The 20,822-nt window shown below is 68.2% G+C and carries 21 protein-coding genes; 9 read left to right on the top strand and 12 right to left on the bottom strand.

What is annotated here, in order from left to right; all coding sequences use genetic code 11:
- Positions 1 to 62: 62 nt before the first annotated feature.
- Positions 63 to 509, bottom strand: coding sequence for a thioredoxin TrxC (gene trxC / locus QQA12_RS14030; protein ID WP_226049635.1), 447 nt, complete (start codon positions 507 to 509; stop codon positions 63 to 65).
- Between the two features lie 306 nt (positions 510 to 815).
- Between trxC and QQA12_RS14025 the strand changes: the two genes are divergently transcribed.
- The 4 genes from QQA12_RS14025 (at position 816) to QQA12_RS14010 (ending at position 3,230) form a co-directional block, all read left to right on the top strand.
- Positions 816 to 1,889, top strand: coding sequence for a 3-deoxy-7-phosphoheptulonate synthase (locus QQA12_RS14025; protein WP_056932484.1), 1,074 nt, complete (start codon positions 816 to 818; stop codon positions 1,887 to 1,889).
- 147 nt (positions 1,890 to 2,036) lie between these two features.
- A complete protein-coding gene (locus QQA12_RS14020; protein WP_152985094.1) occupies positions 2,037 to 2,480 on the top strand; it encodes a hypothetical protein in 444 nt (147 codons plus the stop codon).
- 18 nt (positions 2,481 to 2,498) lie between these two features.
- Positions 2,499 to 2,759 carry a GIY-YIG nuclease family protein gene (locus QQA12_RS14015; protein WP_054667736.1) on the top strand — a complete coding sequence of 87 codons (261 nt, stop codon included), beginning with the start codon at positions 2,499 to 2,501 and terminating at the stop codon, positions 2,757 to 2,759.
- 132 nt (positions 2,760 to 2,891) lie between these two features.
- Positions 2,892 to 3,230 (top strand): YegP family protein, encoded by a 339-nt coding sequence (locus QQA12_RS14010; RefSeq protein WP_054667735.1) that lies wholly within the window; start codon positions 2,892 to 2,894, stop codon positions 3,228 to 3,230.
- 69 nt (positions 3,231 to 3,299) lie between these two features.
- On the opposite strand, the gene QQA12_RS14005 is transcribed toward QQA12_RS14010, so the two are convergent.
- The 3 genes from QQA12_RS14005 to QQA12_RS13995 all read right to left on the bottom strand — a co-directional run bounded on the left by QQA12_RS14005 (position 3,300) and on the right by QQA12_RS13995 (position 5,900).
- Entirely contained in the window at positions 3,300 to 4,814 is a 1,515-nt protein-coding gene (locus tag QQA12_RS14005) for an acetyl-CoA hydrolase/transferase family protein (protein ID WP_056932486.1), read from the bottom strand.
- Positions 4,815 to 5,118: 304 nt separating this feature from the next.
- The gene (locus tag QQA12_RS14000) at positions 5,119 to 5,547 is read right to left on the bottom strand and encodes a TA system VapC family ribonuclease toxin (protein WP_226049634.1); all 429 of its coding nucleotides are present in this window, start codon (positions 5,545 to 5,547) and stop codon (positions 5,119 to 5,121) included.
- Positions 5,547 to 5,900, bottom strand: coding sequence for a hypothetical protein (locus QQA12_RS13995; RefSeq protein WP_198421471.1), 354 nt, complete (start codon positions 5,898 to 5,900; stop codon positions 5,547 to 5,549). Before QQA12_RS13995 ends, QQA12_RS14000 begins: the two co-directional genes overlap by 1 nt.
- On the opposite strand from QQA12_RS13995, the gene glnE reads away from it, so the two are divergent.
- A complete protein-coding gene (gene glnE / locus QQA12_RS13990) occupies positions 5,899 to 8,718 on the top strand; it encodes a bifunctional [glutamate--ammonia ligase]-adenylyl-L-tyrosine phosphorylase/[glutamate--ammonia-ligase] adenylyltransferase (RefSeq protein WP_226049633.1) in 2,820 nt (939 codons plus the stop codon). The two genes, QQA12_RS13995 and glnE, sit on opposite strands and share 2 nt — an antisense overlap.
- Positions 8,719 to 8,742: 24 nt before the next feature.
- Here glnE and QQA12_RS13985 read toward each other — a convergent pair whose 3' ends face one another.
- The 4 genes from QQA12_RS13985 to QQA12_RS13970 form a co-directional block, all read right to left on the bottom strand.
- Positions 8,743 to 9,297 (bottom strand): queuosine precursor transporter, encoded by a 555-nt coding sequence (locus tag QQA12_RS13985; RefSeq protein ID WP_226049632.1) that lies wholly within the window; start codon positions 9,295 to 9,297, stop codon positions 8,743 to 8,745.
- A 160-nt stretch (positions 9,298 to 9,457) separates the two neighbouring features.
- Positions 9,458 to 9,976 (bottom strand): hypothetical protein, encoded by a 519-nt coding sequence (locus QQA12_RS13980; protein WP_226049631.1) that lies wholly within the window; start codon positions 9,974 to 9,976, stop codon positions 9,458 to 9,460.
- A gap of 16 nt (positions 9,977 to 9,992) precedes the next feature.
- Positions 9,993 to 10,841 carry a DUF2145 domain-containing protein gene (locus QQA12_RS13975; protein ID WP_226049630.1) on the bottom strand — a complete coding sequence of 283 codons (849 nt, stop codon included), beginning with the start codon at positions 10,839 to 10,841 and terminating at the stop codon, positions 9,993 to 9,995.
- Positions 10,842 to 10,877: 36 nt separating this feature from the next.
- On the bottom strand, positions 10,878 to 11,852 hold the full coding sequence (locus QQA12_RS13970) for a mitochondrial fission ELM1 family protein (RefSeq protein ID WP_226049629.1): 975 nt from the start codon (positions 11,850 to 11,852) through the stop codon (positions 10,878 to 10,880).
- A 130-nt stretch (positions 11,853 to 11,982) separates the two neighbouring features.
- Between QQA12_RS13970 and QQA12_RS13965 the strand changes: the two genes are divergently transcribed.
- Positions 11,983 to 12,573: a malonic semialdehyde reductase gene (locus QQA12_RS13965; protein WP_056932846.1), complete on the top strand. Its 591-nt coding sequence runs from the start codon at positions 11,983 to 11,985 to the stop codon at positions 12,571 to 12,573.
- 86 nt (positions 12,574 to 12,659) lie between these two features.
- Positions 12,660 to 13,349 (top strand): YceI family protein, encoded by a 690-nt coding sequence (locus QQA12_RS13960; RefSeq protein ID WP_226049628.1) that lies wholly within the window; start codon positions 12,660 to 12,662, stop codon positions 13,347 to 13,349.
- A 110-nt stretch (positions 13,350 to 13,459) separates the two neighbouring features.
- On the opposite strand, the gene QQA12_RS13955 is transcribed toward QQA12_RS13960, so the two are convergent.
- From QQA12_RS13955 to QQA12_RS13940, 4 genes are all read right to left on the bottom strand, one after another.
- Positions 13,460 to 13,861 carry a hypothetical protein gene (locus QQA12_RS13955; RefSeq protein ID WP_226049627.1) on the bottom strand — a complete coding sequence of 134 codons (402 nt, stop codon included), beginning with the start codon at positions 13,859 to 13,861 and terminating at the stop codon, positions 13,460 to 13,462.
- Positions 13,862 to 13,978: 117 nt separating this feature from the next.
- On the bottom strand, positions 13,979 to 14,290 hold the full coding sequence (locus tag QQA12_RS13950) for a hypothetical protein (RefSeq protein ID WP_226049626.1): 312 nt from the start codon (positions 14,288 to 14,290) through the stop codon (positions 13,979 to 13,981).
- Between the two features lie 70 nt (positions 14,291 to 14,360).
- Positions 14,361 to 15,152 carry a siderophore-interacting protein gene (locus tag QQA12_RS13945; protein WP_226049625.1) on the bottom strand — a complete coding sequence of 264 codons (792 nt, stop codon included), beginning with the start codon at positions 15,150 to 15,152 and terminating at the stop codon, positions 14,361 to 14,363.
- A gap of 32 nt (positions 15,153 to 15,184) precedes the next feature.
- Positions 15,185 to 15,694, bottom strand: a complete 510-nt coding sequence (locus QQA12_RS13940) for a PadR family transcriptional regulator (RefSeq protein WP_226049624.1) — start codon at positions 15,692 to 15,694, stop codon at positions 15,185 to 15,187.
- A 433-nt stretch (positions 15,695 to 16,127) separates the two neighbouring features.
- On the opposite strand from QQA12_RS13940, the gene aceE reads away from it, so the two are divergent.
- Complete coding sequence (gene aceE / locus QQA12_RS13935; RefSeq protein WP_226049623.1) at positions 16,128 to 18,815, top strand: pyruvate dehydrogenase (acetyl-transferring), homodimeric type; 2,688 nt, start codon at positions 16,128 to 16,130, stop codon at positions 18,813 to 18,815.
- A 79-nt stretch (positions 18,816 to 18,894) separates the two neighbouring features.
- On the top strand, positions 18,895 to 20,670 hold the full coding sequence (locus QQA12_RS13930) for a DUF262 domain-containing protein (protein WP_226049622.1): 1,776 nt from the start codon (positions 18,895 to 18,897) through the stop codon (positions 20,668 to 20,670).
- Positions 20,671 to 20,822 lie beyond the last annotated feature (152 nt).

Below are 20,822 nucleotides of genomic sequence, written 5' to 3'. Positions count from 1 at the left end.
CTGCCGTTGTACGAAAGAACCCCGCCGCGAGGCGGGGTTCTTTTTTTGCCCGCGCCCGCCGCTCAGCGCGGCAGGTACGGGCGTACCCACTGCACGATGGCGCTGGCGGGCATGGCGCCGGACTGGCGCGCGAGCTCGCGGCCGTCGTGCAGCAGCACCATCGTCGGGATGCTGCGGATGCCGAAGCGCGAGGCCAGGGCCGGTTCGGCCTCGGTGTCGAGCTTGCCCAGGCGCACCAGCGGCTCCAGCTGCGCGGCCGCCTTGGCGAACTCCGGCGCCATCTGCCGGCAGGGGCCGCACCAGGCCGCCCAGAAATCGACCAGCAGCGGCAGTTGCGAGCGCTGCGCGTGGGCCTCGAAGGCGGCGGCGTCGAGCACCACCGGCGTGGCGGCGAACAGCGGCCGGTGGCAGCGTCCGCACGCGGGCGACTGCTCGCGCCGTGCGGCGGGCAGCCGGTTGATGGCATTGCAGTGCGGGCAGGCGATCTGCAGCAGGGTGTCGTTGTTCATGGCCGGGCCTCGCGGGGCATGGCGGGTGGAGATGGCCACAAGTATCGCGCCCCGGTGGTGAATCCCGGTTGCGGTTGAAACTGTCGCATCGCACAAAAAACCGTGTTATCAATGCTGCCCATGAACGCAACCCGCGCCAGCTTTTACTTCTGGTACTACTTTCCGAAGCCGCTGGCGGAGGAAGGACTGCGCTCACCCTGAAGAAACTTTCAGACGCATTCCCGAAAAGCCGCCAGCGAACCTGGCGGCTTTTTTCATGCCGCCTTCCGCTGGGGCCCCATCACGCTTTGAACCGGAGACCCCGCAATGCCCCCCCACACAGACGACCTTCGCATCCGCCGGCTCGACCCGCTGACCCCGCCGGCCCAGCTGATCTCGCTGCTGCCCTGCGACGAGCAGGCCTCGCAGACGGTGGCCGACGCCCGCGCCGCGCTGCACCGCATCCTGCATGGCCATGACGACCGCCTGGCGGTGGTGGTCGGCCCCTGCTCGATCCACGACCCGGTGGCGGCGATGGACTACGCCCAGCGCCTGCGCCCGCTGCGCGACGCGCTCGGCGGCGAACTCGAAATCGTCATGCGCGTGTACTTCGAGAAGCCGCGCACCACCGTCGGCTGGAAGGGGCTGATCAACGACCCGGACCTGGACGGCAGCTTCAACATCAACAAGGGCCTGCGCGTGGCGCGCGGCCTGCTGCGCGACATCAACAGGCTGGGCCTGCCGGCCGGCGTGGAATTCCTCGACGTGATCTCGCCGCAGTACATCGCCGACCTGGTGGCCTGGGGCGCGATCGGCGCGCGCACCACCGAAAGCCAGGTGCACCGCGAGCTGGCCTCCGGGCTGTCGTGCCCGGTGGGCTTCAAGAACGGCACCACCGGCGACGTGAAGATCGCCGCCGACGCGGTGGGCGCGGCCTCGCATCCGCACCATTTCCTGTCGGTCACCAAGGACGGCGGCACCGCCATCGTCGCCACCCGCGGCAACCCGGACTGCCACGTCATCCTGCGTGGCGGCAAGCTGCCCAATTTCGACGCGGCCAGCGTGCAGGCCGCCAGCGAAGTACTGGCCCGGGCGCAGCTGCCGGCACGGCTGATGATCGACGCCAGCCACGCCAACAGCAGCAAGAAGCCGGAGAACCAGCCGCAGGTGATCGAGGACATCGCCGGCCAGCTGGAGGCGGGCCAGTCGCGCGTGGTCGGGGTGATGATCGAGAGCCACCTGGTCGGCGGCCGCCAGGACCTGGTCGAAGGCCAGCCGCTGGTCTACGGCCAGAGCATCACCGACGGCTGCATCGGCTGGGACAGCACCGTGCAGGTGCTCGAGCGCCTGGCCGACGCGGTGCGCATGCGGCGCCGTGCGCGGCTGGAGGCGGCGGCCTGAGCGGATGTGACGCCTGTGCTGGCATGCCCGGGCCAGTCACAGTAATTTAAGCAGCGGGAGGCGGCATGCCTCCCGCCTGCTTTGGGGAACAGGGCGCCTCGCGTCCGGCAGGAAGCCGATCAATCACCGTACCAGGGAGAAGGAATGATGCGTACCCTCAGTTTCGCCGTCGCTGCTGCATTGATGCTGGTGCCGGCACTGGCCATGGCCAAGAAGCAGGTCCAGGACTCGGGCAGCGGCTGCCTGCAGAATCTCTCGGTGACCGGCGGCTTCACCACCGGCAAGCAGTTCCTGGCAGCGACCGAACACGAAGGTGTGAGCTACGCCGAAGCCTTCCGCAAGACCGTCGCCGCGATCGAGGCCGAGGGCATGGTTTCGGTGTCGCCGAACGAGCGCACCGGCTACATCGCCGCCGAGAACCCGGTGCGTGGTGGCGGTGGCTCGACCGTGCCGCTGCGCACCACCGTGCGCCGCCAGGACGACGGCAGCATCCGCGTGGAAGTGCGCTTCAGCATCAAGGGCGGGCAGATGACCTCGAACAAGGCGGTGGGCGAGGGCATGTGCAAGATCGCCGACGCCGCCAGCCTGTAACCCACGCGGGCCTGCGCCATGGCCACCGGCTCGTGGTTCCTGTACCTGCTCGAGTGCAGCGGCGGCAGCTACTACGCCGGCATCACCACCGACGTGCAGGCGCGCTTCCAGGCCCATGCGACCGGCAAGGGCGCGCGCTACACGCGCGCGCATCCGCCGCTGCGCGTGCTCGGTTTCCGCGAGTACGCCGACCGTGCCGCCGCATCGCGCGCGGAGTGGCAGCTGAAGCGGCAACCGCGCGGGCGCAAGCTGGCCTGGCTCGAACACGGTGGCCAATGAGGTAGATTCGGGGCATGGCCGTGGTGTCGCGCGGCCATAGCAGCCCGGTTTTTTGCGGGCGTCCGGCCGGACCGGGGCGGCTGCCATGCCGCGGCCCCGCATGCCGGCAACCCCAGCAGCGGAGGAACCCCGATGAATGGTTGGTTCGAATTGCAGCGCAGCAGTGACGACCAGTTCCACTTCGTGCTCAAGGCCGGCAATGCCGAAGTCATCCTGGGCAGCGAGCGCTACACCACGCGCGCGGCGGCGGAGAACGGCATCGCCTCGGTACGCGCGAACAGTGCCGACGACGCGCGCTACGAGCGCAAGACGGCCAGCGATGGCCGTTACCATTTCAACCTCAAGGCGGCCAACCACCAGGTGATCGGCAGCAGCCAGCTGTACGCCTCGCAGGCCGCGCGCGAAGCCGGCATCAACAGCGTCAAGGCCAACGGCCAGACCGCGACGGTCAAGGACAAGACCGCCGGCTGAGCCGGGCGCGCCCGCAAACGCATGAAGCCCGGGAATCCCGGGCTTCATGCGGTGCGGCAGGCGTGGGCCTCAGGCCTTCATCGTGCCGGTATCCAGCCAGCGCTGGTGCCAGGACAGCGCCTCGGGCAGCAGGTGCGGGGTGTGCTTGCCGTAGCTGTCGCGGCAGGCGCGCTCGAAGTAGTCGCTGAGCTGGTCGCGGAAATCCGGGTGCACGCAGTTGGCGATCAGCGTGCGCGCGCGGGCGCGCGGCGGCAGGCCGCGCAGGTCGGCCAGGCCCTGCTCGGTGACCACCACCGCCACGTCGTGTTCGGTGTGGTCGACGTGGCTGACCATCGGCACGATCGAGGAAATGCTGCCGTTCTTGGCGGTGGACGGGCTCAGGAAGACCGACAGGAAGCCGTTGCGCGCGAAGTCGCCCGAACCGCCGATGCCGTTCATGATGCTGCTGCCCATGACATGGGTGGAATTGATGTTGCCGTAGATGTCGGCCTCGATCATGCCGTTCATGCCGATGCAGCCCAGCCGGCGCACCAGCTCCGGGTGGTTGGACACTTCCTGCGAACGCATGATGATGCGCTGCCGGTAGAAGTCGATGTTGCGCATGAACTCCTCGGTGGCGGCCGGGCTCAGCGCGAAGCCGGTGCACGAGGCATAGCGCAGCACGCCGGCGCGCAGCAGGTCGAGCATGCCGTCCTGGATCACCTCGGTGAACGCTTCCAGGTCGCGGAAGCCGCTGTTGGCCAGCCCCGCCAGCACCGCGTTGGGGATGTTGCCCACGCCCGACTGCAGCGGCAGCAGGTTGGCCGGCAGGCGGCCGCGCGCCACTTCGTGCTTGAGGAACTCGATCAGGTGTCCGGCGATGCGCTGGCTGTCGGCATCGGGCGGATTGAACGGGCTGTTGCGGTCCGGTGCATGGGTCAGCACCACCGCGGCGATCTTGTCCGGGTCGCAGCGCAGCGTGGTCTGGCCGATGCGGTCGTCGCCGCGCACCAGCGGGATCGGCTTGCGGTGCGGCGGCAGCGCGGTGCCGTAGTAGACGTCGTGCATGCCGTCCATGCCCAGCGGCTGCCACCCGTTGACCTCGATGATCACCTTCTTGGCCAGGTCCAGCCAGGTCTTGTTGTTGCCCACCGAAGTGGACGGCACCAGCGAGCCGTCGGCGTGGATGGCGGAGACTTCAACCACCGCGGTGTCGATCTCGTTGTAGAAGCCGAACCACACGTGCTGGGCGACGTGCGACAGGTGGATGTCCAGGTAGTCCAGCTTGCCGGCGTTGATGCGCTTGCGCGCGTCCGGGTCGCTCTGGAACGGCATGCGCATGGCGATGCCATCGACCTTGGCCAGCGCGCCGTCCAGCTCCGGCGCGGTCGAGGCGCCGGTGAGCAGGTTGATGCGGAATTCCTCGCCGCGCCCGTGCGCCTGCTCGATGCGCTGGGCCAGGCACTGCGGCACCGCCTTGGGGTAGCCGGAACCGGTGAAACCGCTCATCGCGACGGTTTCGCCCGGCTGGATCAGGCTGGCGGCGTGTTCGGCGGAGACGACCCGTTCGCGCAGGCGTGGGTCCAGGATGCGTTCTACAGACATGGAAACGACGTTGGCTCGTGGGGATGGCCGATTATCCCGGATGGCGGGCGCCGAAGGTGTTCTACCTTCGTGGGATGGCATTCGCCCCCGGGGTGCGGTGGTGGCAGGACCGGCCGCAGGCCGTTTCCGGGCCCCGGGCGGTGCCACCGGATTTTTTGCACTGCAGCGTGCAACTTGTACGCCGACCCCGCACGATCGCCCTGCATCCCGACGTGGGGGAGGGAGCAAAGCCCGCTGGCAGTTCGCTGCCAGCGGGCTTTTTATTTGCGGTCTCCCGGTGCCGTGCCCCGTGCCGCGGTCGGCCTTACAACTGCACCAGGTGCTCTGGCCGCGCGCCCGCTACCGCACTCAGCGCAATGTGCCGGTCGAACGTCACCAGCCGCCCGCCGTGGTGCACCGCGAGCGCGAGCAGGTACAGACCGGTCAACTGTCGCGGACTGTGGATGTAGCCATGATGGAAATGCGTGCGATCCAGCACGCTGATGGCGTCCGGCCAGAACGCATGGAAGCGCGTGGACGTGGAACGCGCCAGCATGCTCACCAGGCTGGCCAGCGGTTGCGGCTTGGCGTATCCGGGCTGGGACATGATGCGCAGGCAACCGTTCTGGGTAAGTGGACAACTGGCCCAGCCATGCGCGATGTGCGTGCGCAGCCAGGCCGAGGCAGGGTGATGGTGGACGTGGTCGCTGTCGTGCAGTGCGATCAGCACGTTCACGTCAAGCAACGCACGCATCAGATGCCCTCTTCGTCGCGCAGGCGATCGATGAGTTCATTGCTGACCACCACGCCGCGTGGTGGCAGCGGATGAATGCCGTAATCGGCCAAGGGTTCGGCCACGCCGGTCGTGTCCCAGGGCGCATCGGACTGGGCGAACGCCCGCCGCGCCAACTCGCTGATCACCTGGCCAAGTGGCTTCTTCTCGCGGCGTGCCAGCTCCTTGGCGGCAAACAGCACGTCGTCGGCAATGTCGAGGGAGGGCGCATGCGGCTCTCCCTGATGATTGATGCATGATGCTGCCCCACATGACCTGTCGAGCGCCTCCGCTTTCTGTGGGGCAGGCGCCCGGCAATGCCAGAATTGGCCCATGACCTTCCCGACTCCCGACCTGCCCCCGCCCGTGGCCGCCCTGCTCGACCGCGCCATCGCCCGCCTCAGGCTCGCCGCGCCGGACCCGGCGCAATGGCCGCAGGCCCCGGACTTCGAGGCCGGCCTGCGGCGGCTGGCGCTGGCCAGCGATTTCGCCATCGACACCCTGTGCCGGCAGCCGGAGCTGCTGGCGCAACTGGACGCCGGCGCGCCGCTGCCGTTGCCCGTGCTGGATCCGCTGCAGCCCAGCGCCTGGCCGGTGCAGCTGCGCCGCTACCGCGCCGCCGCCTCCACGCGGCTGGTCTGGCGTGACGTGAACGGGCGCGACGACGTCGACGCCACCCTGCGCGGCGCCACCCGCCTGGCCGAGGACTGCCTGCAGCTGGCGCTGGCCGCGCTGGAGCAGGAGTTCGCCCAGCGCCACGGCGTGGTCCGCGCCGACGACGGCAGCGCACAGCGGCTGGTGGTGTTCGGGCTGGGCAAACTGGGCGGCGGTGAGCTGAATTTCTCCTCCGACATCGACCTGGTCTACGCCTACCCGCAGGCGGGCGAGTCCGACGGCGCGCGCGCGCTGGCGGCAGAGGAATACTTCGCGCGGCTGGGCCAGCGCCTGGCCCGGCTGCTGGACGAGACCACCGCCGACGGCTTCTGCCACCGCGTCGACCTGCGCCTGCGCCCGTTCGGCAGTGCCGGGCGGGTGGCGCTGTCCTTTGCCGGCATGGACCAGTACTTCCAGCGCGAGGGCCGCGACTGGGAGCGCTATGCGTGGATCAAGGCGCGCGCGGTGGCCGGCGACATCGCCGCCGGCGAGGCCTGGCTGGACACCCTGCGCCCGTTCGTCTACCGCCGTTACCTGGACTTCACCGCGCTCGACGGCCTGCGCGAGATGAAGGCCGCGATCACCGCCGAAGTCGCGCGCAGCGACCGCTTCGACGACATCAAGCGCGGCCCCGGCGGCATCCGCGAGATCGAGTTCCTCGCCCAGGCGCTGCAGTTGATCCGCGGTGGCCGCGAGCCGGCGCTGCGCGAACGGCGGCTGCTGCCGGCGCTGCAGGCACTGGTGGAGTCCGGGCAGATGGATGCGGCCGATGGCGCCGCGCTGGTCCATGCCTACCGCTTCCTGCGCCGGCTGGAGAACCGCCTGCAGATGCTGCGCGACGCGCAGACCCACCGCCTGCCGGCCGATGCCGACGACCGCCTGCGCATCGCGCTGGGCCTGGGGCACGCCGACTGGGACGAACTGCTGGCGGCGCTGGACCAGCAGCGCCAGTGCGTGGGCACCGAATTCGCCGCGCTGCTGGCGCCACGCCGCGGCCAGGCCGCGCCCGATGCCCTGTCCAGCTACTGGCGGGTGCTGCCCGACGGTGGCGACGCGGCGGTGCTGGCCGAGGCCGGCTTCGCCGACGCCACCGGCGCCGACCAGTCGCTGCGCGAGTTCGCGCAGTCGCTCGGGGTGAAATCGCTGTCCGACGCCGCGCGCGCGCGCCTGGACCGGGTGCTGCCGGCGCTGCTGCACGCCGCGACCCGCTCGCCGCAGCCCGATGCCGCGCTGCGGCGCGTGCTCGGCCTGCTGCAGGCGATCCTGCGCCGCACCAGCTACCTGGCGCTGCTGGACGAACAGCCCAGCGCGCTTACCCGGCTGGTCAACGTACTGGCGCGCAGCGCGCTGTTGTCCGAACGCCTGGTGGCCTTCCCGCTGCTGCTGGACGAACTGCTGGACACGCGCGTGGCCGGGCCGTTGCCGGAGCCGCAGGAAATGCGTGACGCCTGCGCCGCGGCGCTGGCCATCGACGACCCGGAAGCCGCGCTGCGCGCGCTCAACGAAGTGCGCCTGGCGCTGAGCTTCCGCATGGCGCTGGCCTTCCACGATGGCCGCCAGCGCGCGGTGGACTGCACCCGGCAGCTGGCGCAGCTGGCCGACGCCGTGGTCGACACCGTGCTGGCGATGGCGCGTGCCGACCTGGCCGCCGCGCACGGCCAGGTGCCCGGCGGGCGCTTCGCCATCATCGGCTACGGCAGCCTGGGCGGGCTGGAGCTGGGCTTCGGGTCCGACCTGGACCTGGTGTTCCTGTACGACCACCCGCCCGCGGCCGAGGAAAGCGACGGCCGGCGCCCGCTGGAGAGCAGCCGCTGGTTCGCGCGCCTGGCGCAGAAGGTGATGGCGCTGCTGTCGGCGGTCACCGCCGCCGGGCGCCTGTACGACATCGACGTGCGCCTGCGCCCGGACGGCGGCAAGGGCGCGCTGGTGTCCTCGCTGGCCAGTTACACCGAGTACCAGCGCGAGCGCGCCTGGACCTGGGAGCACCAGGCGCTGGTGCGCGCCCGCGGCGTCGCCGGCGATGCCGGCCTGCTGGCCGATTTCGAACAGGTGCGCGGCAGCACGCTGGGCCGCGCCCGCGACGCCGACACCCTGTTCGGCGACGTGCTGAAGATGCGCGCGCGCATGCGCGCCGAGCTGGACCGCAGCGATGCCGCGCGGCTTGACCTCAAGCAGGGCGCCGGCGGCCTGGTGGACCTGGAGTTCCTGCTGCAGACCGGCGTGCTGGCCGGGGCGGCCAGCGACCCGGCGCTGTGCGGGCCGCGCGAAACCCCGCGGCTGGTCGATGCGCTGGCCGCCAGCGGCTGGCTGCCGCCGGCCACCGCCACCGCCCTGCACGCCGCCCATGCCACCCTGCTCGATGCCGGGCTGTCGTGCACCCTGGACCGGCGCCCGCGCATCACCGTGCCCACCCCGGAGATCGAAAGCGCGTGTGCGGCGATCACCGCCGCGGCGGTTGCGCAGGGGCTGCCGTTCGAACCGGGCAGGGCGGCGGATTGACCGACCGGCCGGCCCCGCGTCGCGCTACATCCGCGCCGGGGCCATCTTCCACAGCAGCGCGCGGAACGGCACCAGCAGGCACAGGCCGATGCCCAGCTTGACCAGCCAGTCGCCCACCGCCCAGCTCACCCACGGCAGCGGCGCACCGGCGAAGGCAATGGTCCAGAAGATCGCCGTGTCCAGGGTCGCACTGCAGCTGGTGGCCACCGCCGGCGCGCGCCACCAGTTGCCGCGGCGCAGCCGGTCGAACACGGTGATGTCCAGCAGCTGCGCGCAGATGAAGGCCATGCACGAGGCGATCGCGATGCGCGGCGTGGCCACCCATACCGACAGCAGCACCGCCGCCGCGAAGCCGGCCCAGGCCACGCGCCGCGCGGCCTGCGGGCCGAAGCGGCGGTTGATCAGGTTGCTCACCAGGAACGCCACCGGGTAGCTGAAGGCGCCCCAGGTCAGCCAGTCGTTGATCGGGTACTGCACCAGCACGTTCGAACCCAGCACCACCGCGCCCATGGCCAGCACGGCCAGCAGCAGCGACAGGGGAGTGAGCGGGGCGAAACGGATCGGGGGCGTCGGGGACATGGCGGCAGACGGGCAACGGGCGGCAACGCCAGGGGGCGTGGCCGCCGGCGGGCGGGAAAAGTGGGTGGCGGTGCCGGAACAGGCAGGCGACAACGGGCCGGCATTGTACCGGCCGCCGGCTTTACCGCCCTTCACCCGTTCCCGGTGGCCGGGTACGGGCCTACAGCGTGGCGCTGTGGCTGTCGTCGGCCGCCTCGATGCTCGGCACGAAGGTCAGCACCGCGCCATCCTCGGCGCGCAGCATCCAGCCGCTCCCGCGCGGGCTGGCGGTGAAGGCCACGGTCTGGCCGGGCACGAAGTTGGCGGCCGGGTTGTCCTCGCGCTGCGGCCACTGCAGGCGCGCGCTGTTCGCCGGGTCGCGCGGGTCCACCAGGGTCACGCTGCGGCCGCCGTCGGCGGTCTGCGCGATCTCCTTGACCTGCATGTCCGGCAGCGGCCCGGCGCTGATCCGGCGGCGGCCGTCGCCGGGCGCGTTGTTGCCCCTGGACAGCTCGCTGGCGCGGTTCATGCCCTCCGCCGACAGGAACACCGGCCCGGAGACCACCATCACCGCGCTGCCGCTGACCAGCAGCACCGAGACGTCGGAGGTGTTCAGGTTGTCGCCGGCGCGTGCCGGGGCGCCGGGCAACAGCAGGGCCAGGGCGAAGGTCAGCGCGGCAGTGGTGGACAAGGGCTTCATGGGGGCTTTCCTGGGGTCACGGGGAAGAAGGGGCGGGCGCGGGGGCCGCGTCGCCTTGGTGGGGAATGCTCAACTCGCGCTCCAGCGCGCCACGGTGGTGCAGGAAATCGAACACCGATTCGACCGTCACCACCGAATAGTTGCCGGAAATGCGCTCGCTGGCCGGGTGGTCGGTGACCGCCACGTTGTCGGCGAACAGGCGCGCGCCCAGCCGCTTGCCCAGGCCGATGTGCAGCCGTGCGGGGCGGTAGTCGTTGTGCTGCAGCCAGTCGCGCGTCGCGCTGCGCCCGTCCAGCACGCGGCCGTCGCCGGCCCGTGCCATCGCCGCGGCCAGCACTTCCAGCACCCACTGGTTGGAGTTCTGGTAGTCGGTGCTGCCGGGGTAGGCCAGCATGCTGTAGCGCGGCTGGTGCAGGGCACGTGCCGGCGCGGCGTCGCCCTCCAGCAACTGCGCCAGCGCCGCGCGCACCGCGGCGGTGGGAATGCCCACGCGCAGGTCGGTACGGATGGCGCTTTCGCCCACCAGGTTCACCAGCCCCTCGCGATACAGCGCCGAAGTACCGCCCTGGCAGCGGTTGAGCAGGTGCAGTACTTCCCAGCGGCCGGCCGCGTCGCGCCGCAGCAACGCCAGGTGGCTGTGGCGCAGCCCATACCGGCTCAGGTCCTGGCCGCCGCGCGCGGCAATGGCCACGTCCACCCCGGGCAGGGCATCCAGGGTGTCGGCGGTGAGCGCGGCCATGTCGAACATCGCCGCCATCGTGGTGGGCGGCGGGTAGCGCGGGGCGCAGGCCGGCGGCTGTGCGGCCGCGGCCGGTGCCAGCGTGGCTACGCACAGGGCCAACAGCGCGGGAAGGCGGGGGATCATCGGGGCGCATCCTTGCAGGGGCGGCGTAAGGAAGGGTTACAGGCCGAGCCGCGCCTTCACCTCGGCGGCGATGCGCGGGGTTTCGCGCAGCGGTTCGATCGGCTGCAGCGGATCGGCCTGCAGCGCGTCCAGCCCGTCCAGCAGGCGGCCGCGCGCGCGCAGGGCGCGCTGGAAGCGCTGCATGCGCGCCTGTGCGCGCTGGCCCAGCAGCACGCCCACCGGTACCCGGGTGGCGCAGGCCTCGGACAGCAGGTTCACCGAATCGGGCGTGCACACCACCCGGTCGGCCCAGCCCAGCAGGCCGGCATACGGGTTGCTGCCGTCGCCGCCGTCGCTCCAGATCACCCCGGGCACGTCATCGAACGCATGCAGCAGCGCCTGGGTCACCGGCCGCGGCGTGCGCCGCGAGGTGGTGGCCAGCACGCTGCCGCCCTCGGCGCGGATGCGCGCGGCCAGTTCGCGCAGCACCGGCACGATCTCCGCCTGCTGCCACGGCGCATGGTCGGTGGGGCCGCCCACCAGCAGCGCGGTACGCGGCCCGGGCAACTGCTCGAAGCTGGCGAACGCGGCGCGGCCGCAGGCCAGCCAGTCGTCGGTCACCGGGTTCAGGCTGCCCAGCAGGGTCAGTACGTTGCCGCCGCGCAGGTGGTCATGCTCGGGCACCACCACCAGGTCCCAGTGGCGGGCGTTGATGCGCGGGTCCAGGATCTGCACCGTGCGCGTGCCACGCCCGCCCAGCACCCGCAGCGCACCGGCCGCCTGGCGGCCGCAGCCGATCGCCAGCGCCGGTGCCGGCCCGGTGGCCAGCTGTTCGAAGGTCGCCCCAAACCCGCGTGCGGCGCCGGGCAGGGTGCGCGGCGCCAGCCAGCGCCACGGCGCGCGCGGCTCCAGCTGCAGCCGCTGCTGGCCGCCCAGGCGCAGCGCCGAAGCCAACGCCACGGCCTGGCGCACGTTGCCGGCGCGGCCGTCGGTGATCGTCCAGGGAAGCGTCGATCGTTTCGCGTGTGGCATTAATTCGTTTCAGTCAGGCCGGGTGTTGCAACAGTCGCGACGCCCTACACTGCGCCCTCTGCTGCGGTGGCATTGTCCGGGGCTTGCCCGCACAAGGCCACGACCGTAGCCAATCCATCACGGAGTTTCCATGTCTGATGTTCTTGCCGATGCCGCGCTCGACCAGCTGTTCCGCACCGCGCGCACCCAGAATGCCTTCCAGGACCGCCCGGTCGAAGACAGCCAGCTGCGCGCGCTGTACGACCTGCTGAAGTGGGGCCCGACCGCGGCCAACTCCACGCCGGCGCGCTTCGTGTTCGTCAAGTCCGCCGAAGCCAAGCAGAAGCTCGCCCCGGCCCTGTCCGAAGGCAACCTGGCCAAGACCCTGGCCGCGCCGGTCACGGTGATCGTCGGTTACGACGAGGATTTCCACGAAAAGCTGCCGTACCTGTTCCCGCACACCGACGCCAAGTCCTGGTTCGACGGCCCGCGCGAAGGCCGCCACGAGGCCGCCTTCCGCAACGGCAGCCTGCAGGGCGCCTACCTGATGATGGCCGCGCGCGCGCTGGGGCTCGACGCCGGCCCGATGTCCGGCTTCGACAACGCCAAGGTCGACGCCGCCTTCTTCGCCGGCACCGCCATCAAGTCCAACTTCCTCGTCAACCTGGGCCATGGCGATCCGTCCGGCGTGTTCCCGCGCCTGCCGCGCCTGTCCTTCGACGAAGCCGCGCGTATCGTTTGACCGCTCCACCCCGGCGCCGTCGCGCCTGCGCCGGCATGCTGAAAAGACCGCTCCCGCCTTCTCATCCCGCATCCCAGGAGACACCCATGTCCACCGTCACCAAGCTGCTGCTCCCGCTGGCCCTGGCCGCCGCCATCACCGCCTGCTCCAAGCCGGCCGACACCGCTGCCCCGGCCGCGCCGGCCGACACCACCGCTGCCGCCCCGGCCGAAGCCGCCGCCCCGGCCGCGCCTGAAGTGGCACCGATCCAGGTCGCCTCCGGCACCTACAAGCTCGACCCGACCCACACCGACGTGCTGGTGCAGTGGACCCACATGGGCTTCTCCAACCCGAGCGCGCACTTCGGCAACGCCGACGGCACCCTGGTCTACGACGCCGCCGACGTCAGCAAGTCCAGCGTGGAAGTGACCCTGCCGCTGTCGGGCCTGAACGCCTTCACCGCCAAGTTCGACGAACACCTGCGCAGCGCCGATTTCTTCGACGCCGCCAAGTTCCCGACCGCCACCTTCAAGAGCACCAAGGTCGAAGCCGCCGGCACCAACAAGCTCACCGTCACCGGCGACCTGACCGTCAAGGGCACCACCAAGCCGGTCACCCTGGACGTCACCATCAACGGCGCCGGCGAACACCCGATGCTGAAGCTGCCGTCGGTGGGCTTCGACGCCACCACCACCCTCAAGCGCAGCGACTTCGGCGTGGGCGCCTACGCCCCGGCGGTCAGCGACGAGGTCAAGGTGCGCATCACCACCGAAGCCTCGATCCCGAAGGCCGAGTAAGCCGCCGCCGGGCACGTCCCGGCCGGCAACACGCACAAGGCCCGCCAATGGCGGGCCTTGTGCTTTTCATCGCGGCCGCATCGGCGCCGCGCCGTGGTGGCGGCGGTGGCTCAGCGCAGCGCCTGCAGCCACGCCACCACCGCCTCGCTCGGCGACTGCTTCGGCTTCAGCGCCAGCCCGCTGGCCTGCACGAAGGTCTGCGCCACCTGCGCCAGCCGCTGCCGCGCGATCAGCATTACCTGCTTTGCGGCCGCCTGCTGCTTGCGCAGCTGCACGATATGGATCGACGGCCGCCCGGCCGGCGCGTACTTCTGGTCGCGGCGCAGCACGTCGGCCACCTGCGCCACCTCGTGCTCGGCCTGCAGCAGCTGCTGCTGCGCCTGCACCAGCGCCCGCAGCGGCGCGCGCAGCGCCTGCGGCTGCGCAAACCCGGCCAGCAGCGTGTCGCACTGGCCATCGTCGGCCACGCGTGCCTGCAGGGTATCCATCACCGCCATCGTCAGCTTGCCCACGTTGCCGCCTGTTCCGTCATGACCGGGCGCGATTGTCGCATCGCCCATGTGCAAAAGGCCCGCCGGGGGCGGGCCTTTGCTCGTTCGTCGTTCGTCGCTGGTCGTGCCGCGCGGCGCTTATTCGCAGCGCACCGCGGTGATGGTGTTGCCTGCGTCCAGGAATACCCGCAGCCGGTCCTGGCGGATATCGCGGCTGACGATGGTGGCCGGGCCGATCGGATTCACCAGCCCGGCGCCGCTCTCGCGCGCCAGCCGGCGCATGTTGGCCTCGTTGCCCGGTTGGCCCACCGCCCACTGCAGCTGCGTGTCGCTGCAGCGGCCGTCGCCGGCCACCGTCGGGCCGGGGGTGGACAGGCAGCCACCCAGGCCGGCGGCGAGCAGCACGGCGGTGGCGGGAACACGCAGCAGGTTCAGCGGGCGCGGGGTCATGGCAGGCAACCGGATCAACTGCCCGCAGCATAGCAGCGCGCGTCCGCGCCGGCGTCGTGGCGCGGGCGGCTCAGTCGGCATCGCCGGGGTGCGCCTTCCAGTACCCGGTGGCGCGGATCCAGTCGGCCGGCACCTGCAGGTGCCCGGTAAAGAACTGCCGCATCGCCCGCGCGCGCCGCGATTCCAGCGCGATCCAGTAGAACGCATCGCCGTCGGGCACTTCGAAATCCACCAGCGCGTCCTCCAGCAGGGTGCTGCTGGCCGCGTCCACGCCATTGCGCTCCAGCCACGACACGCGCACCTGCGCGGCGCTGGGCAGCGGCTGCCGGTCGGCCTCCTCGGGGATCTCGATCAGCACCTCGGCCTGCGCGTGTTCCGGCAGTTCCGCCAGGCGCCGGGCGATGGCCGGCAGCGCGGTCTCGTCGCCGATCAGCACATAGGCGTCGTAGTCGTCGGCCACCTGGTAGGAACCGCGGGGCCCGGCCACCACCAGCGCATCGCCCGGCTGCGCACGCAGCGCCCAGCCCGATGCCACGCCGTGGCCGTGCAGCACGAAATCCAGCACCAGCTCACCGGCCGCGGCATCGTGCAGGCGCGGGGTGTAATCGCGGCTGGGCGAGGGCGCCAGCCCGTCCGGGTAGCGCGGGCCCTGCGCGGTCAGCTCCGGCAGCACGAACGCGCCCTGCGCATTGGGGAAGAACAGCTTGACGTGGTCGTCCGGCCCGGGGCTGTCGAAACCTTCCAGGGCATCGCCGCCCAACACCACGCGCTGCATGTGCGGGGTCAGGCGCTCACTGCGCAGCACCTGCAGCTGGCGGAATCGCGGGGTCAGGGAAATCCGTCGGTTTTCGTGCAATGACATGGGGATGGCTCGTCAGAAGTTCAGAAGTAGGGTCAGAGTCGGTTTTTCGCCGCGTCGCCGTGCGCATGCGCGGCCGCCTGGTCCAGCAGCGCGGCCACGTGCGCGGCATCGGCGTCCTGCCAGCGGCCGTTGCGCGCCACCAGCGCCTTCTTCAACCGCTGCATGGCCGCGCGCACCGGCGGCGGCAGGCTGGCCTTGGCCATGGCGCGCGCGCGCTCACGGGCGCGCCGCTGCGCCGCCTCCACCTCGGCCGCGTGCAGCGCCAGCTGCGCCAGCCCGGTTGCGGTGATGCGGTAGCGCCTGCGGCCGCCATCGGCCTCGGCCACCACCCAGCGCTGCTTCTCGAAATCGGCCAGCAGCGGGTACACCGAGCCGGCACTGGGCACGTACACGTGCATGAACATCTCGCTCACCTGCTGGATCAGCTCATACCCGTGGCGCGGCGCCTGCCCAAGCAGCGCCAACAGCAGCAGCCGCAGATCGCCACGGCCGAGCGCGCGGGCGGCGGGGTGCTGGCGGGGGCTGGGCGAGGCGGCGGGCATGGGTTTTCGATATATCGAACAAGCCAATGACGATATATCGAAAACTACCCGTGCGCAAACCTGCCGCAGCCCCGGCCCGGGCCGCTGTCGTCGCGCTGACCCGCCGCCGCGGCAGTGTTGCCCTTTGCCTGCATGCCCGCGGCAGGGCGTGCCGACGGGACACGCTGTTCCGCCGCCACGCGCCGCAGTGGCCGCGCGCTGCCGTTGCCAACGCCGGTGCCGGGGCGTGCGGGCAAGCCAGTGCGGGGCGTCGCGGCTGTCCGCCGCTGTCCCGGCAACGGCCATTGCGCTGTCGCGTGCTGTCCGCCAGACACCGCGATCGGCAAGCCCATACGCAGGCGTAGCCAGCTTCGCGGGCGGGCGGGTGCGCTACACTTTGTGGCTCAAAACTACTGAACAAGCGCGCGCGTGCGTGCCGTAACTGGGAGCGCCAATGAACTGGTTGAATGAAGTGCTGAACAACGACCCGAACCCCCTGGAAACCCAGGAGTGGATCGAGTCGTTGAAGGCCGTTATCGATGTCGAGGGCCCCGAGCGCGCGCATCAGTTGCTGGAAGGCATGGTTGAACTGACCCGTCGTTCGGGCGCGTTCCTGCCGTTCTCCCCCACCACCGAATACGTCAACACCATCGAGCCGCAGCTGGAGGCCAAGAGCCCCGGCAATGCCGAGCTGGAATGGCGCATCCGTTCCATCATCCGCTGGAACGCCATGGCCACCGTGGTGCGCGCCAACCGCAAGCCGGGCGACCTGGGTGGCCACATCGCCTCCTTCGCCTCCGGCGCCACGCTGTATGACGTGGGCTTCAACCACTTCTGGCGCGCGCCCAGCGACACCCACCCGGGCGACCTGCTGTTCATCCAGGGCCACAGCGCCCCGGGCATCTACGCCCGCGCCTTCCTGGAAGGCCGCATTGACGAGCAGCAGCTGGACAAGTTCCGCATGGAAGTGGACGGCGGCGGCCTGTCGTCCTACCCGCACCCGTGGCTGATGCCGGACTTCTGGCAGACCCCCACCGTGTCCATGGGCCTGGGCCCGCTGGCCGCCATCTACCAGGCGCAGTTCATGCGCTACCTGGAAAACCGCGGCCTGATCGAGAAGTCCGACCGCAAGGTGTGGTGCTTCATCGGCGACGGCGAGAGCGACGAGCCCGAGACCCTGGGCGCCATTGCCCTGGCCGGCCGCGAAGGCCTGGACAACCTGATCTTCGTGGTCAACTGCAACCTGCAGCGCCTGGACGGCCCGGTGCGTGGCAACGGCAAGATCATCCAGGAACTGGAAGGCGTGTTCCGTGGCGGCGGCTGGAACGTCATCAAGCTGCTGTGGGGCTCCTACTGGGATCCGCTTCTGGCCAAGGACACCAACGGCGTCCTCAAGAAGCTGATGATGGAAACCGTCGACGGCGAATACCAGAACTGCAAGGCCTTCGGCGGCGCGTACACGCGCGAGCATTTCTTCGGCAAGTACCCGGAAACCGCGGCCATGGTGGCCAGCCTGTCCGACGACGACATCTGGCGCCTGAACCGCGGCGGCCATGACCCGCACAAGGTGTACGCCGCCTACCACCAGGCCGTGAACACCAAGGGCATGCCCACCGTCATCCTTGCCAAGACGGTCAAGGGCTACGGCATGGGCAGCGCCGGCGAGGCGCTCAACCCCACCCACCAGACCAAGAAGCTGGACGACGAAGCGGTGCGCCACTTCCGCGACCGCTTCAACATCCCGGTCACCGACGAACAGCTCAAGGACGGCCAGGTGCCGTTCTACCACCCGGGCCCGGATTCGCCGGAAGTGCAGTACCTGCAGGAGCGCCGTGCCGCGCTCGGCGGCTACCTGCCGCAGCGCCGCCGCAAGGCCGACAAGTCGTTCAACGCGCCCAAGCTGGAAACCTACGAGCGCCTGCTCAAGGATTCGGGCGAGCGCACCTACTCCACCACCATGGCCTTCGTGCAGACGCTGAACATCAGCCTGCGCGACAAGGAACTCGGCCCGCGCCTGGTGCCCATCGTCGCCGACGAAGCCCGCACCTTCGGCATGGAAGGCCTGTTCCGCCAGATCGGCATCTACGCCCCGTACGGCCAGAAGTACAAGCCGGTCGACGCCGACCAGCTCATGTACTACCGCGAAGACCAGAGCGGCCAGGTGCTGCAGCAGGGCATCAGCGAGCCGGGCGCCATCGCCTCGTGGATGGCCGCCGGCACCAGCTACTCGGTCAGCAACGTGCCCATGCTGCCGTTCTACATCTACTACTCGATGTTCGGCTTCCAGCGCGTGGGCGACCTGGCCTGGCAGGCCGCGGACATGCGTACCCGCGGCTTCCTGCTGGGCGGCACCGCCGGCCGCACCACGCTCAACGGCGAAGGCCTGCAGCATGAGGACGGCTTCAGCCACATCGTGGCCGGCGGCATTCCGAATGTGCGCAGCTACGACCCCACCTTCGGCTACGAAGTCACGGTGATCCTGCAGCATGGCACCAAGGCCATGATGGAAGACCAGATCGACGAGTACTACTACATCACCCTGATGAACGAAAACTACACCCACCCGGCCATGCCGGAAGGTGCAGCCGACGGCATCATCAAGGGCATGTACCTGCTCACCGACGCCGGCAAGCCCAAGAAGGGCGAACTGCGCGTGCAGCTGCTGGGCAGCGGCACCATCCTGCGCGAAGCCATTGCCGCGGCCGAGCTGCTGGACAAGGACTTCGGCGTCACCGCCGACATCTGGTCCTGCCCCAGCTTCAACGAGCTGCGCCGCGACGGCTTCGACGTCGAACGCTGGAACCGCCTCCACCCGGAAGCCGAACCGCGCAAGGCCTACGTCACCCAGCTGCTGGAAGGCCGCCAGGGCCCGGCCATCGCCGCAACGGACTACGTGCGCGCCTACGCCGACCAGATCCGCGCCTTCGTGCCGATGACCTACTCGGTACTGGGTACCGACGGCTTCGGCCGCTCCGACACCCGCGCCAACCTGCGCCGCTTCTTCGAAGTGGACCGCTACTACATCGCCCACGCTGCCATCGCGGCGCTGGCGAAGGACGGCAAGATGACCGCGAAGGATGTGGCCCGGGCGATCAAGCAGTACAACATTGATCCGGAGAAGGCGAACCCTGTTGGGGTTTGATTGATCGGCAAATCAATTGGGGGCTCAGCTACGAGCCCTCAATAACATCTGATGTCACTAACTGGAAAGGAATTACAGAGTGGCCGAGCTAGCATCTCAACCGACTTCGATCCAATCTGCATATGGCTGGTATTCAAACGATAAGTTGATTGTTAATCGGCGATATCAGCGGAAACTAGTATGGACTCTTGAAGAAAAGCAGCGCCTTATTGAGTCTATTCTCAAGAAGTATCCGATTCCCGCAGTGCTTGTGGCAGAGCGCGATGGTGCTCTTGGATCCTACGAAATAATTGACGGCCTTCAGCGCTTGCATGCAATTTTTTCGTTTATCGAATGTTCTTTTCCTACGCTCGATGGGCGATATTTCGACGTTCAGCACTTCCCTACGGCAAAGGCTGGTGCCGACGCGGGGAAGTTTGACCCGAATACGGACGCCAAAAAAATAAGCCAGGACGAGGTTGGTGTAATTCTAGACTATAACCTTGCCTTGTCTGTGATGCGGGGTGCTACCGAGCATGAGGTTAACGATGTCTTCGGGAGAATTAACACCTACGGCCATCGTCTGAGCGATCAGGAGCGGCGACAAGCAGGCGTGCAGAACTCTTTCTCAAATATGGTTCGGTCAATTGCCTGTACGATCCGTGGTGATGAATCTGCTGGAATAATTAATCTCGGAAAAATGCCATCGATTAGCATCGATTTGCCGATGACTAGGCACGGTTATGACGTGCAGGCCGATGAGGTCTTCTGGGTTAGACAAGGTATTCTCCGATCTACTGAGCTGAGGGATAGCTTGGACGAACAATGCATAGCTGACTTGGCAGCTTGCATTGTCGGTGGTCAGCTAATCGAACGATCAAAAGACGCTCTGGACTCTATTTATGAGGTGGGTACCGAGGAGTCGGCAAGGATCGAGAATGCTCTGGAGGTTTATGGTGAAGATAAGTTTTCTCAGGAACTGAAATATTGTCTTGATGAGATACTCGGAATCTGTGGGTGCAATGGCGATGAAAAACTGAGGGATATTCTTTTTAGTAAAAGAAATACTAATTCGTTCCCGGCTGTTTTTGCCGCCATTTTTATCGCAGTCCATGAGCTTATTGTGAAGGACGGAATGCGTCTTTCAGATTATGCGGCTGCTCGGAAGGCGATCGATGGATTGCATGATCGGATTGAAACCTCTCGCAAAGCGACCTCGCCTGATGAACGAAGAAAGAATATCGACACCATCAAAGGCTTGCTCGCCGGGGCATTTGTCAAAGATCCTTCACTTTCTAAGAGGATCTACAATAATCACGCCATCACCGATATTGAGTCGACCATAAGGCGTTCTGAGATCGAGACACCATCCTACGAGTTGAAGCAAGGTATGCTTACGCTCGCTCCGAAAGGACGGGATGTAGACGCGAACGTTGTTGAAAAGGTGATCAAGACGATATGCGCTATCGCAAACAATGGAAAGGGCCAATCGGGGACGATACTTATCGGCGTGACTGATAAGGATGCGGACTCAGTCCAAGTAGCCAAGCTTGATGGCATTAAACCAAACAAGGTTGGTAGGCGATACGTCGTTGGGGTGGATAGAGAGGCGAAAGTGCTTGGGATTTCGGTCGAACAGTATTTTTCTAGATGGAAAGATGCTGTGAAAAATTCTTCTCTGTCTGAGCCTCTGAAAACTTCGGTTCTCTCAAGTTTTGATTACAATTCGTACTATGGGCTTGGGGTCATAGTAATCTCCATTCCGCCGCAGGCAGAGATTTCTTATCTCAATAATGAAGTGTATTGGAGGAATGGTGACTCCACCGAGCTTGCTGCGACCCCGGTGCAGATTGCTGGGATTGCTAAGCGCTTTTAAGGTCGGATAGGTTTTCAGCTGTCACCGGATTTATTACGGAACAGAGTCAGGGCTTTGGATAACGGGGTCAGGTTTCTTATCAGCTGGTGTGGTGAAGGCTGGGGGCGCCAACTATTTGCCAGCCTGACTTTCCTGCTTGATCGATGGGCTTG

The organism is Stenotrophomonas sp. 17(2023), from assembly GCF_030345315.1.
Classification (GTDB): Bacteria; Pseudomonadota; Gammaproteobacteria; order Xanthomonadales; family Xanthomonadaceae; genus Stenotrophomonas; species Stenotrophomonas acidaminiphila.
Note: the sequence above shows the minus strand (reverse complement) of the source record. Positions and strands in the feature narration are given on the sequence as shown.